General features: G+C 61.1%; 13 protein-coding genes. 7 read left to right on the top strand and 6 right to left on the bottom strand.

Annotated features, from left to right (window positions below; genetic code table 11):
* Together groEL and groES are read right to left on the bottom strand one after the other, a co-directional pair.
* Nucleotides 1-1000: chaperonin GroEL (groEL, locus tag GZ092_RS08645; RefSeq protein ID WP_293635979.1), on the bottom strand; the 1000-nt coding region annotated here is incomplete at its 3' end.
* A gap of 103 nt (nt 1001-1103) precedes the next feature.
* Nucleotides 1104-1394 carry a co-chaperone GroES gene (groES, locus tag GZ092_RS08640; protein ID WP_011800072.1) on the bottom strand — a complete coding sequence of 97 codons (291 nt, stop codon included), beginning with the start codon at nt 1392-1394 and terminating at the stop codon, nt 1104-1106.
* A 330-nt stretch (nt 1395-1724) separates the two neighbouring features.
* On the opposite strand from groES, the gene GZ092_RS08635 reads away from it, so the two are divergent.
* On the top strand, nt 1725-2414 hold the full coding sequence (locus tag GZ092_RS08635) for a hypothetical protein (protein WP_293635978.1): 690 nt from the start codon (nt 1725-1727) through the stop codon (nt 2412-2414).
* Nucleotides 2415-2516: 102 nt separating this feature from the next.
* On the opposite strand, the gene GZ092_RS08630 is transcribed toward GZ092_RS08635, so the two are convergent.
* Nucleotides 2517-2735 (bottom strand): hypothetical protein, encoded by a 219-nt coding sequence (locus GZ092_RS08630; protein WP_293635977.1) that lies wholly within the window; start codon nt 2733-2735, stop codon nt 2517-2519.
* A gap of 38 nt (nt 2736-2773) precedes the next feature.
* On the opposite strand from GZ092_RS08630, the gene GZ092_RS08625 reads away from it, so the two are divergent.
* The gene (locus tag GZ092_RS08625) at nt 2774-2992 is read left to right on the top strand and encodes a hypothetical protein (RefSeq protein ID WP_293635976.1); all 219 of its coding nucleotides are present in this window, start codon (nt 2774-2776) and stop codon (nt 2990-2992) included.
* 170 nt (nt 2993-3162) lie between these two features.
* On the opposite strand, the gene metK is transcribed toward GZ092_RS08625, so the two are convergent.
* Nucleotides 3163-4350: a methionine adenosyltransferase gene (gene metK / locus GZ092_RS08620; protein WP_293635975.1), complete on the bottom strand. Its 1188-nt coding sequence runs from the start codon at nt 4348-4350 to the stop codon at nt 3163-3165.
* A gap of 169 nt (nt 4351-4519) precedes the next feature.
* On the opposite strand from metK, the gene GZ092_RS08615 reads away from it, so the two are divergent.
* Both GZ092_RS08615 and GZ092_RS08610 read left to right on the top strand, forming a co-directional pair.
* Entirely contained in the window at nt 4520-5377 is an 858-nt protein-coding gene (locus tag GZ092_RS08615; RefSeq protein ID WP_293635974.1) for a lysophospholipid acyltransferase family protein, read from the top strand.
* A 29-nt stretch (nt 5378-5406) separates the two neighbouring features.
* The gene (locus tag GZ092_RS08610) at nt 5407-6270 is read left to right on the top strand and encodes a lipid A biosynthesis acyltransferase (RefSeq protein ID WP_293635991.1); all 864 of its coding nucleotides are present in this window, start codon (nt 5407-5409) and stop codon (nt 6268-6270) included.
* Between the two features lie 111 nt (nt 6271-6381).
* Here the strand turns inward: GZ092_RS08610 and GZ092_RS08605 are convergent, their stop codons facing one another.
* Together GZ092_RS08605 and yihA are read right to left on the bottom strand one after the other, a co-directional pair.
* On the bottom strand, nt 6382-7293 hold the full coding sequence (locus tag GZ092_RS08605; RefSeq protein WP_293635973.1) for an alpha/beta fold hydrolase: 912 nt from the start codon (nt 7291-7293) through the stop codon (nt 6382-6384).
* A 103-nt stretch (nt 7294-7396) separates the two neighbouring features.
* Nucleotides 7397-8158, bottom strand: a complete 762-nt coding sequence (gene yihA / locus GZ092_RS08600; RefSeq protein WP_293635972.1) for a ribosome biogenesis GTP-binding protein YihA/YsxC — start codon at nt 8156-8158, stop codon at nt 7397-7399.
* Between the two features lie 202 nt (nt 8159-8360).
* On the opposite strand from yihA, the gene GZ092_RS08595 reads away from it, so the two are divergent.
* The 3 genes from GZ092_RS08595 to ccsB all read left to right on the top strand — a co-directional run bounded on the left by GZ092_RS08595 (nt 8361) and on the right by ccsB (nt 12873).
* Nucleotides 8361-9047: a c-type cytochrome gene (locus tag GZ092_RS08595; protein WP_293635971.1), complete on the top strand. Its 687-nt coding sequence runs from the start codon at nt 8361-8363 to the stop codon at nt 9045-9047.
* 203 nt (nt 9048-9250) lie between these two features.
* Nucleotides 9251-11485, top strand: coding sequence for a cytochrome c biogenesis protein ResB (locus GZ092_RS08590; RefSeq protein WP_293635970.1), 2235 nt, complete (start codon nt 9251-9253; stop codon nt 11483-11485).
* Nucleotides 11482-12873, top strand: a complete 1392-nt coding sequence (gene ccsB, locus GZ092_RS08585; RefSeq protein ID WP_293635969.1) for a c-type cytochrome biogenesis protein CcsB — start codon at nt 11482-11484, stop codon at nt 12871-12873. The genes GZ092_RS08590 and ccsB overlap by 4 nt, the downstream gene beginning before the upstream one ends.
* Nucleotides 12874-12887 lie beyond the last annotated feature (14 nt).

Here is a 12887-nt window from a genome sequence, read left to right as displayed (position 1 = left end):
CGATGATGATGGTGTTTTCCTTGCCCACTTCGATGCGCTTGGCCTGGCCGAGGTCAGCCAGCGTCACTTTTTCGAGCGACATGCCGACTTCTTCAGCGATGACCTTGCCGCCGGTCAGGACAGCGATGTCTTCCAGCATGGCCTTGCGGCGGTCGCCGAAACCAGGGGCCTTGACAGCCACAACCTTCAGGATGCCACGCAGCGTGTTCACGACCAGAGTGGCCAGGGCTTCGCCCTCGACTTCTTCGGCAATGATCAACAGCGGACGGCCAGCCTTGGCGACTTGTTCCAGGGTAGGGAGCAGGTCACGGATGTTGCTGATCTTCTTGTCGTAGAGCAGCACAAACGGGTTGTCCAGCAGTGCGGACTGCTTTTCAGGGTTGTTGATGAAGTACGGGCTGAGGTAGCCGCGGTCAAACTGCATGCCTTCGACGACGTCGAGTTCGCTGTCGAGTGACTTGCCGTCTTCAACGGTGATGACGCCTTCCTTGCCGACCTTGTCCATCGCGTCAGCGATGATCTTGCCGATGGTTTCGTCGGAGTTGGCAGAGATCGAACCGACCTGTGCAATTTCCTTGGAAGTGGTGGTGGCTTTGGAAGCTTTCTTCAGCTCTTCAACCAAAGCCGCAACAGCCTTGTCGATGCCGCGCTTCAGGTCCATCGGGTTCATGCCCGCAGCCACGTACTTCATGCCTTCGTGAACGATGGCTTGTGCCAGCACGGTGGCCGTGGTGGTGCCATCACCAGCGATGTCAGACGTCTTGGAAGCGACTTCCTTGACCATCTGCGCGCCCATGTTCTGCAGCTTGTCTTTCAGTTCGATTTCCTTGGCCACGGACACACCGTCCTTGGTCACGGTAGGGGCGCCGAACGAGCGCTCCAGCACCACATTGCGGCCTTTAGGGCCCAGGGTCACTTTAACGGCATTGGCCAGGATGTTCACACCCTCGACCATGCGTGCGCGGGCTTCGCCGCCGAAAATTACGTCTTTTGATGCCATGATTCGGATTCCTTAAGATTTATGAATGAAATAGGCTGCTTACGCACGTCCGGCGTGCCTAGGCAGCTATTAAATAAGTAGCAATATCGAAGAGCGTAAAAGATTACTTCTCGACCACTGCAAACAGGTCTTCTTCTTTCATGACCAGCAATTCATCGCCGTCAACCTTGACGGTCTGGCCGCTGTACTTGCCGAACAGCACGCGATCACCGACCTTGACGGCCATGGCGCCAAGCTCGCCCTTGTCATTTTTCTTGCCTGGGCCCACAGCCAGCACTTCGCCTTGATCCGGCTTTTCAGCAGCGCTATCAGGAATGACGATGCCGGAAGCGGTTTTGGTTTCGTTTTCCACGCGTTTGACAATCACGCGGTCGTGCAAAGGACGAAGATTCATGAAAAGCTCCTTGTTTTTAACAATGGTTTTTGGAATTCAAGTGCAGCCGCTGAACAGCAACTGCCTGTCGATTGGGCGGTGTGTGATGCTGTTAGCACTCCACACCATCGAGTGCTAATAATAGGGGCATTCATGCCTGTTTTCAAGGGGTGCCTGTTTAATTCATGTGTCTGCCTGTGAACTGACAGGTAGCCAGGCTCCCGGCCACTGCTATTATTCGGCCCGTAATGCCTGCGGCCAAGGCGCCTTTGCCGGACGGTTTGCGCCATGGCATGGTGTCCCACGCAGATCCCGTGTTCATGATTTATTGACACTTTCTGCCTTTCCCTTATGTCCAGCGAAATTCCCCATCTGAAAGAACGTCTTGCCGAGGCGGCCCGCTATGCACTCATGCGCCGGCTGCTGCCGGCCATCCGCCACAACCTTGCGGGGACGCTTCAGCCAATCGGCATGATGTCGGCCATGCTGGAAAGGCGGCTCAAGGGCGTCGCGCCCGACATGGCCCAGCTGGTCAAGAACAGCCAGGCATTGACCACCTTGTCGCGGGAAGCCGCCGCCACGTCGCTGAACCTGATGACCTGGCTGGCGCCCAAGGACAACGAACTGATCGCGGTGAACAGCGCAGTCGAGGAATCCCTTGGCCTGATGGCGACCGAGCTTTCGTTTCGCGGGTTTTCGCTGGACAACCAGGCGACACAGGCCGTTGCCAAGCTGCCCAAGGGAATGCTTCGCAGCGTGCTCACAGCCAGCCTGATCGCCCTGACCGATACGTTCGAGCAACCGGCCAGCGTGGTGATCAGCGTTGAAGGCGAGGCCGGTGACACCCGATTGCGCATCACGGTAGCGCCCACCGCGCCGAATGAAGGGCTCACCGGTGTCAACCGGATGCCGACCTATCGTGCACTGCAATGGGCCGATGTGCAGGCACTTGCCGATGCAGAAGGCGTGCATGTTGAACATGCAGCCGACTTTGTGCAGCTCGGGTACGCGGGCGTGAATGCAGTTCTTTCCCAGCCTTGAACTGCCGGCTTGCCGTCGCTTCTAGGGAATGGATGAGCATGACATGCCGCGTGTCCTACAGTCATTTCCTTGCATTCCGATGGAAGACCGGAAAACGCTGGCCTAAAGTGAATTTCTGTTGACTCTTGAGCAAGAATTCACCATGCCCAAAGATAGCTCGTGCCTTGGCGATTCCAGCGCGCCGATCTCGGTTTCAAATTTTCCGGTACGCAGCGAAAGGCCCGCCATTGGCAGGTTGCCCAGCCGCTGGCCGTTTACCGTCGAAAGGAGTAGCGCCGTGATGCACTCGCCAGCATGCGACAGCTTGCCGCTGGCACGCATGGAAAGCAGTCATTTCATTACCTGACGGAGTGCCGGACATGGCCAAAACGCCTGATTCACCAGATGCCCACGACCCGCAAGGGGCGCAAAAAGCCAACCCTTCACCTGATGCAGGCCCCAAGCGCCGAGGCAAGGACTTCGGGTTTGAGGGAACCAACAAGACCGTCCCCGTTCCGCAGCCCGATGCAGAACCTGCCGCTGAACTTCAGGGCACCAAAAGCAAGTTCATTCCGGACTCGCCTTACACCCGGGGATAGCGCCAGCGTCTCATGGGTGTTTTTGCCCTGAGATTGACGCAAACCACGTGCGGCCTTGAGCAAGGACGCAAAAAAACACCGTTTTTCTGATCGCTTGTCGGGAACTGCAAGCCATTGATCCGGTGCTCCTCTTTGGCCAGCCCCCACAGGACCCGGCCAAAGAGATGGCTTCACAGGCCGGCGGCGTTGCGCAAAATCGCTGCCTTGTCGGTGCGTTCCCAGGTGAATTCAGGCTCGTCGCGGCCAAAGTGGCCGTAAGCGGCGGTCTTTTCATAAATGGGGCGCAGCAGGTCCAGCATCCGGATGATGCCGTTCGGGCGCAGGTCGAAATGCGCCTTGATCAGTTCTGCAATCTGGCTGTCCGGAATGACGCCGGTGCCTTCGGTATAAACCGTCACATTCATCGGTTTGGCCACGCCAATCGCATAAGCCACCTGGATCTGGCATTGCCGGGCCAGGCCGGCGGCCACAATGTTCTTGGCCACGTAGCGCGCCGCGTAGGCCGCCGAGCGGTCCACCTTGCTCGGGTCCTTGCCGCTGAAGGCGCCGCCACCGTGGGGGCAGGCGCCGCCGTAGGTGTCAACGATGATCTTGCGCCCGGTCAGGCCGCAGTCGCCCTGCGGGCCGCCGATGACAAAGCGGCCGGTCGGGTTGATCAGGTAGCGGGTATTTTGCAGCCACTCCTTGGGCAACACCGGCTTGATGATCTCTTCGATCACGGCTTCGATAAAAGAGGCCTTCATCTTGTGCGCCGTCTCGCTCTGGTCGGGGCTATGCTGGGTGGACAGCACCACGGTGTCGATGCTGTGCGGCTTGCCATCGACATAGCGCATCGTCACCTGGCTCTTGGCGTCAGGCCTCAAAAACGGCAGGCGGCCGTCCTTTCGCAACTGCGACTGGCGCTCGACCAGGCGGTGCGCGTAGTAAATCGGCGCGGGCATCAGCTCGGGCGTCTCGTCGCAGGCGTAGCCGAACATCAGGCCCTGGTCGCCGGCGCCGGTGTTCAGGTGGTCGTCGCTCGCATGGTCCACGCCCTGGGCAATGTCCTTGCTCTGCTTGTCGTAGCAGACCATGACCGCGCAGCCCTTGTAGTCGATGCCGTACTCGGTGTTGTCGTAGCCAATGCGCTTGAGGGTGTCGCGCGCGACCTGGATGTAGTCGACATTCACGTCTTCACGCGCAGTGATCTCGCCGGCCAGCACGACCAGGCCGGTGTTGGTCAGCGTTTCGGCAGCAACGCGCGCATGCGGGTCCTGCTTGAAGACGGCATCCAGGATGGCATCTGAAATCTGGTCGGCAACCTTGTCGGGATGGCCTTCGGAGACGGATTCGGAAGTAAAGAGAAAATCGTTCGCCATTGCGTACACTCCATAAGTTTTGCTGGCGCGTTGCCAGCAGGAAGTGCTTTGGCGAACGCTTTAGCAGTTTGGTTTAATGTCGCCCTGCAAGTTGTTCAGTAACTCGGCGACAGACGCAATTATAAGACGCTCCCTTTTTTGGCTTCATTAGCCCTTTAGCACCCTTTTCATGCTCTGGTTATTCCGTTTTTTCTCACGCTGGCCGCTTCCGGTGCTGCACGCGCTGGGCGCGGGGCTGGGCTGGCTGGTCTGGTGGCTGAGTGCCCGCTACCGCGCCCAGTTCCGGGCCAACGTGGCGCAAGCCGGCCTGCCGTTTGAAGCCGCCCGGCCGGCGATTGCCGAGACCGGGCGTTTTGTCGGTGAGTTGCCCAAGCTCTGGATGCGGCCGCGTTCGCAGTCGTGCCTGGGCAATGTCCGGCTCGAAGGCCAGGCGCATGCCGACAAGGCATTTGCGCAGGGCAAGGGTGTGATATTTTTCGGACCGCACTGCGGCAGTTTCGAGCTGGGGCCGCAGGCGCTGGCAGAGCTGTACGGTCCGATCACCGCCATTTACCGGCCCGCCCGCAAGGCCTGGCTGGCCCGCCTGGAAAGCCTGGCCCGCGACCGCCATAACCTCACCGTCGTGCCGGCCAGCCTGAGCGGCATCCGGCTCATGCACAAGACCCTGAAGGCCAACCAGGCTGTCGCCATGCTGACCGACCAGGTGCCGCCTGAAGGCTGGGGCGTCTGGGCGCCATTTTTTGGCCGGCCGGCCTACACCATGACACTGGCGGCCCGGCTGGCCCTGCAAACCGGCGCGGTCCTGCTGCCGGTCAGCTGCGAGCGCCTGCCCCGGGGCCGGGGCTATTTCCTGAAGATATGGCCGGCCGTCTCCTGTCTGGACGTCGTTGAAAAAGGTGAAAAGCCCGACATGCTGCAGGCGGTGACGCGCATCAACCACGCGATCGAGGCCATCGTGCTGAGCCAGCCCGGCCAGTACCTGTGGGGCTATGCGCGCTACAAGACACCGCGCAAGGACGCTGCTTGAACAATTTTCGCGCTTCGGTCGGCCATGCGATGACGCGGGTTGGCATTGCCTTCATGAAAGCGCTGGCGTGGTTGCCGCTGCCGGCCGTGCGCGCCCTGGGAACGATGCTGGGCTGGGTGCTGTATGGCCTGATCGGCGCGCGCCGGCGCGTCGTGCATGCGAATTTCTCGGTGTGCTTTCCGGCGCTTTCGAAGGCAGAGCGGCGCAAGCTGGCCATCAAGACCTTTGTCTGTTTTTCTCAAGCCTGGCTGGACCGCGCCTGGCTGTGGCATGCGCCTGAACAATGCGTGCGGCAGCGTGTCCGGCTGACCGGCGCCACCCACGAACTTGCGGGCAATGACGCGACGGTGATTTTTCTGCCGCATTTCGTGGGCCTGGATGCGGCCTGGGCGGCCACCGCGCTGGCCATGCCCCGGCCTTCGACCACGATCTACACCGACCAGTCGAACAAGCTCGTGGACCAGTGGATCCTGCAGGGCCGGCAGCGCTTTGGCCATTTGCGCCTGTTTGGCCGCATCGAGGGCGTCAAGCCCATCGTCGCGGCGCTGCGCGAAGGACAGCCGCTGTATTTGTTGCCTGACATGGATTTTGGTCCGGACGAGTCGGTGTTCGTGCCATTTTACGGCGTCACCACCGCCACCGTGCCGTCGCTGTCGCGCTTTGCCCGCCTGGGACGCGCCAAGGTTGTGCCGCTATTGCCGCGCCTGACGCCTGACGGCTATGAGGTTCAGGTGCTGCCTGCCTGGACCGATTTCCCCAGCAGCGACCCTGTGGCCGACACCGCGCTGATGAATGCGCGGCTGCAGGGCTACATCGCCACCATGCCGGCGCAATATTACTGGGTGCATAAACGGTTCAAGACACGACCCGAGGGCGAGCCTTCGCTGTACTGAGTGGACGTTAGGCCATGGCAACTCGTTTTTTAAGCCTTTTAGTGCGTTTCCGCTCTACGGACATACACTTTCAGCTATTTTTTTAATAGTATTCTGCATGCCGTCGCTGTTTCAGCGAAGAAAATCCTGCAGGTAATCGATGACCCGTTCGGGCTGCTCATGCACGATCCAGTGGGTGGCGCCTTCGACACGGTGCAACTGCATTTGCGGCACGAAGTCTTCAAGGCCGTCCAGCAAGGCCGGGGGCAGAGCGGTGTCGCCCAGGCCCCAGATGACCAGCGTCGGCATCTGCACTTCCAGCTTGTCGCGCGCAATGACCACGGCGGCCGCGGCCGGGTCGTGGTGCGGTGGGCCGGGCCGTGGCGGGCGCAGCGGCGAGGCGCGGTAGTAACTGAGCGGCCCGGTCAGTCCGGCGCGCCAGATGTCGCGGTATTGCGCCCTGACGGCGTCGGTCAGCCAGGCGTGCGGGCCATCGGCTGCGCCCATGGCGGTAAAAAATTCCCACATCCGGCGAAAGTCGTCTTCGGCCAGCAACGCTTCGGCATCCGGGCGGATCAAAAAATTCATGTACGCACTGGCGGCCTGCTGCGCTGGCGAGTGCTGCAGCTCGCGCAAAAAGGTGCCGGGGTGCGGCGAATTGATGATGGCGAGCTTTTCCATGCAGCCCGGCGCGCTGGCGGCCAGGTTCCAGGCCACGGCGCCGCCCCAGTCGTGCGCGACCAGGCAAGCCAGCGGGCCGCCTTCGTGCTCGATCAGCGCGGCAATGTCCTGCATGAGGTGTTTGGGCCGGTAGTTGGCCACTTCGGCGGGCGCGCTGGACGGTCCGTAGCCGCGCAGGTTGGGGGCGATGCAGCGAAAGCCGCCATTCTCGGGGCGCGCAAAATGTTCCAGCAGGCCATCCCAGACAAACGCTGCTTCCGGAAATCCGTGCAGGAACATCAGCACTGGTCGGCCCCTGATGCCAGTGCAGCGGCAGGACAGGGTGATGCCGTGGGGCAAGGCGCAGTCGTTGAATTCAATCATGATGCTATTTTATTGATAGCTGGTTTCACATGCAGGGCATGCGCTAAAGCCATTATTTTCTTGAAATTGAAGCTGCCGGCCGCTCTGGACGCCTTGCCGGCGATCAGGCCAGGTCAGCCGCTGGCGGCATGGACGCTTGGGGGTCTGATTCGCCATCAGCCGGCGATTCTGGCGCTGGTTTGGGCACCTTGACCGGCTTTTCCTTGGGATGCGCCCAGTCCCATAAATGCTGGGCCACTTCCTCGACGCCCTGGCGTTTGAGCGATGAAAACAGCTTCACGTCGCCGCCGCCCGCCTGCAGCTTGACGATCTGCATCGCCTTGGCGGCATCGGTCTTGTTGAGTTTGTCGGATTTGGTCAGCAGCACCAGGAATTTCAGCCCTTCCTCGACGCGCGGCCGGATCACGTCGAGCAGCACTTCGTCGAGTTCCGTCAGGCCCAGGCGCGGGTCGCACAGCAGCACGATGGCTTGCAGGTTGTCGCGCGTCTGCAGGTAATTGCCCATCACCTGCTGCCAGCGGTACTTGGCTTCCTTGGGAACGGCGGCATAGCCGTAGCCCGGCAGATCGGCCAGTACTGCATCGGTCACGCCCTGCTTGCCCAGTGAAAACAGGTTGATGCTTTGCGTGCGCCCCGGCGTCTTGGACGCAAACGCCAGCCGGTGCTGCTGCGTCAGGGTGTTGATGCAGGTTGATTTGCCGGCGTTGGAACGGCCCACGAAGGCAATTTCGGGGACGTCGATGCGCGGCAGGTGCTTGAGTTCGGGCGCAGTGGTCAGGAATTTGGCGGTGTGCAGCCAGCCCATGGCGATTTTGGGATCGGGCTTGGCGTCGGCGGGAAGAGGCAAGGAAGCGGAAGAAGTCATGATGGGGCGATCCCTGGAGGTCGGTGGCTGCGCTGCCGTTGCAAGGCAGGCCGGGAAAAATAAAAGTGTGGAAAGGCAGGCGCTGGCTCGCAAGACAGGCAAACAGCCATTTTCCAAATCCCGATAATAGGGCCTGGCGTCAAGCCATTGTAAAATCCCGCTCTACCCAAGTTCTGTGCGCCAACCAATTAAAAGTCCCGATATGAAGCTGTTCGCTACTTCCCTACTGGCCGCCTTGCTGGCCTTGCCCGCCATGTCTTCATTTGCCGCGGGTGAAGCCGCACCGGCGGATGCTGCCCAGGCGCATGCAGCGCCGGCAGCCGCCGCAGCGGCGCCGGTCATGGCAGCCAAGCCTGACCTGGTCAAGGGAGAAGCCTCCTTCACCGCCGTATGCGCCGCCTGCCATGGCGCCGACGGAAACTCCGGAACACCGGCCTACCCCAAGCTGTCGCAGCAGCATCCAGAATACCTGGTCAAGCAGTTGCAGGAATACAAGGCCGGCAAGCGTAAAAATGCCATCATGCAGGGCTTTGCCGCCACGCTGTCCGACGCCGACATGAAAAACGTCGCGTACTGGGCCACCAGCAAGCAGGCCAAGCCCGGGTTTGCCAAGGAAAAAGAGCTGGTCACGCTGGGCGAGCGCATCTACCGCGGCGGCATTGCCGACCGCCAGATCGCTGCCTGCGCAGGCTGCCACAGTCCGACCGGTCGCGGCATTCCTTCGCAATACCCGCGCCTGAGCGGCCAGCATTCCGAATACACCGCTGCGCAGCTGACGTACTTCCGTGACGGCATTCGCACCAACAGCATCCAGATGACCCAGGTGGCGGCCAAGCTCAATGACAAGGAAATCCGGGCAGTTGCCGACTACATCGCCGGCTTGCGCTAAAACCCTGATCCTGCGGCTTTTCCATGGTTCGAGGCAGGTTTTCCCTTTTTGCCGGTTTCCTCCAGAAATCCTTGGCCGGCATTGAACCGAAGCCGCATTAATCAATCACATCAAGGCGGGTCTTTCAAACGAAAGCCCGCCTTTTTGTTTTTATCTTCCATTTCCACGCCACACACCAAGCCTTCAGGCTTTGAATTTCACGTATGACAGTTTCCACCGAAGGCATGAAGGTCAATTGGGGCTCGCGCACCCTGCGCGCGTCGGTGGAGTTGCTGTCGTCGATGCGCTTTTCGATTTCGCTGCTGACTGTCATCTGTATCGCATCGGTGATTGGCACGGTGCTCAAGCAGCAGGAGCCGCTCAGCAATTACGTCAACCAGTTCGGCCCGTTCTGGGCGCAGGTGTTCAGCCTTGCCAGCCTGAACACGGTTTACAGTGCCTGGTGGTTCCTGCTGATCCTGGCGTTTCTGGTGGTGTCCACGTCCCTGTGCATCGCCCGCAACACGCCCAAGATCCTGGCCGACTTCAACCAGCTCAAGGAAGACGTTCGCGAGCAAAGCCTCAAGGCCTTTGGCCACCGCGCGCAGGCGGGTCTGGCCGAGTCCCCCGAAGCAGCCGCGCGACGCATCGGCCAGACCCTGGTGCAAAGCGGATGGAAGGTCAAGCTCCAGCAGCGAAGCGCCGGCTGGATGGTTGCCGCCAAAAAGGGCTCTGCCAACAAGCTGGGCTACATTGCCGCGCACAGCGCCATCGTGCTGATCTGCATCGGCGGCCTGCTCGATGGCGACATGATCGTGCGGGCGCAGATGCTGCTCAACGGCAAGTCCACCTTCACCGGCGGCGGGCTGATCGCCGACGTGCCGGCCCAGCACCGCCTGAGCGAGCGCAACCCGACCTTTCGCGCCAACCTGCTGGTGGCAGAGGGCACGCAGTCGAGCACCGCGATCCTGAACCAGCCGGGCGGCATCCTGCTCCAGGAGCTTCCTTTTGCGGTCGAGTTGAAGAAATTCAGTGTCGAGTACTACTCCACCGGCATGCCCAAGCTGTTTGCCAGCGACATCGTCATCCACGACAAGGCCACGGGCGAGAAAACGCCAGCGCGGGTCGAGGTCAACCATCCGGCCAACTACAAGGGCGTGGAGATTTACCAGTCCAGCTTTGACGACGGTGGCTCCAGCGTCACGCTGAGCGCGATTCCGATGTCCGCTGCCACCCGGCCTTTTGAAATCCAGGGAACCATTGGCGGCAGCAGCGCACTGACCAACGGCCAGGGGGCAGGCGCCGAGCAGCTCACGCTGGAATACACCGCTCTGCGCGTCATCAATGTCGAGAATTTCGCGGGCGTTTCGGGTAGGTCGTCAAGCCCGGGCGCCGACGTGCGCAAGGTGGACCTGCACAAGGCGATTGAAACGCGGCTGGGTGCGGCCAACAAGACCGTAACCCAGAAGCAATTGCGCAATGTCGGGCCCAGCGTGAGCTACAAGCTGCGCGATGCCGCCGGCCAGGCGCGCGAGTTCCAGAACTACATGCTCCCGGTCAAGATGGATGACAACCCCGACAACCCGCCCATGTTCCTCATGGGCGTGCGCGATAACACGGTGGACGCCTTCCAGTACCTGCGCATACCGGCCGATCCGGAAAGCAGCACGGCGACCTTCGTTCGCCTGCGTGCCGCGCTGGCCGATCCGGCGCAGCGCGACTTGGCAGTCAGGCGCTATACCCGTCTGGCCGTCGGCACGGACCGCCCGGAACTCGCGCAGCAACTGAACGAATCGGCCTCGCGTGCACTGGCGCTGTTTGCCGGATCAGAGGCGGCTTCGGTTCCTGCTGCCGGCGCATCTGCCGGCAAGGTGAAACCGGTCGCCGGATTGCAGGCCATTTCGGACTTCATGGAAGCCAATGTGCCCGAGGCCGAGCGCAACCGCGCTGGTGAAGTCCTGGTTCGGATTCTCAACGGCGTGCTGTTCGAGCTGACCTCGATGACGCGCGAGCAGGCCGGCCTCAAGCCCTTGCCGCAGGACGAGAAAACGCAGGCCTTCATGTCGCAGATGGTGCTCAGCCTGTCGGATGCGCCGCATTACCCGGCGCCGATGGCGTTTGAGCTGAAGGATTTCAAGCAGGTCCAGGCCAGCGTGTTCCAGGTGGCACGGGCACCAGGCAAGACCATCGTTTACCTGGGCTGTGCCTTTTTGATCCTGGGTGTCTTTGCCATGCTTTACATTCGCGAGCGCCGGATATGGGTCTGGCTGGCGCCGTCTGAGCCTGCCCCTGCACCCGGCAATGCCGATTCCACAGGCGGCATCGAGGCCATGCATTCGGTGTCAGAATCTGCCCAAAACAGCCAGGCCACCATGGCCTTGTCCACCAACCGTAAAACCATGGACGGCGACAAGGAATTCGAGATGTTGAAAACGAAATTGTTGCAGGCGCCCCAATGAACACCACGACGAGCATCCACACCACGACCACCCTTTCGGCAGGGCGTGGCAACAACACGCTGAGCCTGAACGAAGGCTATTTCGCCAAGCGCAATGCGCTGGACTGGGTTTTTGCCGTGCTGGTGGCGGGCGGTTTCCTGTATGCCTTTGCCCGCTACAGCGCCTACATGGATGTTTATGAAAAAGGCATTCTGTTCGGCGCCATACCTGCCACCATTGCGATGGGCTGGTTCTGGCGACCGCTGCGCGTGCTGATGATGGTCGTCGCCGGTTTTGCGCTGCTCGGCATCACGTCTTACCAGGGCGACCTGGCGCGGGCCGAACAGGTGTTCTGGCTCAAGTATTTCCTGTCCAGCCAGTCGGCCATCCTGTGGATGAGCGTCCTGTTCTTCATGAGCACGATTTTCTACTGGCTGGGCATGTTTGCCAGCAACACGCCCAACAACGTTGGATCAAGCCACAGCGCCACGCTCGAATCGCTGGGTTCAAAAATAGCCTGGGTCGGCGTCGGCATGGCGCTGATCGGCACGCTGGTGCGCTGGTACGAAAGCTACCTGATTGGCGCCGACATCGGCCACATTCCGGTCAGCAACCTGTATGAAGTGTTCGTGCTGTTTTGCTGGATGACGGCGGCTTTTTACCTGTACTTTGAAGCCGAGTACAAGACCCGGGCGCTGGGCGCTTTTGTGATGCTGGTGGTCAGCGGCGCGGTTGGTTTCCTGCTCTGGTACACCGTGATTCGCGAAGCGCATGAAATCCAGCCGCTGGTGCCGGCGCTGAAAAGCTGGTGGATGAAGCTGCATGTGCCTGCCAACTTCATCGGCTACGGCATGTTCGCGCTGGCCGCCATGGTGGCACTGTCCTACCACGTGAAGCAGCAGGCGCAGGAAACCCGCTGGTACAAGCTCACCCCCTTGTGGATGCTGGGCGTGGTGCTGTGCTTCGTGCCCATCGTGTTTCGCAAGTCACCGCTGGAAGCCGGTGGCAGCAACTACTGGATCGGCTACCTGCTGGTGGCCGGCGTGATCACTGGCGGCATTCTGCTGGGCCGCAAGCACATCGCCGCGCGCCTGCCGAGCCTGGAAGTGCTGGACGACGTGATGTACAAGGCGATTGCCGTCGGCTTTGCCTTCTTCACGATTGCCACGGTACTGGGCGCCCTGTGGGCCGCCGAGGCCTGGGGCGGCTACTGGAGCTGGGACCCGAAGGAAACCTGGGCCTTGATCGTCTGGCTCAACTATGCTGCCTGGCTGCACATGCGGCTCATGAAGGGCTTGCGCGGCACGGTGGCGGCCTGGTGGGCGCTGGGCGGGCTGGCGGTTACCACCTTTGCCTTTCTGGGCGTCAACATGTTTCTGTCGGGTCTGCACAGCTACGGAACCTTGTAGCCGCCAGTTGAGTC

The organism is Polaromonas sp. (assembly GCF_010365105.1).
Classification (GTDB): Bacteria; Pseudomonadota; Gammaproteobacteria; order Burkholderiales; family Burkholderiaceae_C; genus Polaromonas.
The sequence above is the reverse complement of the archived record's forward strand: the minus strand, read 5'-3'. Positions and strand labels throughout refer to the sequence as shown.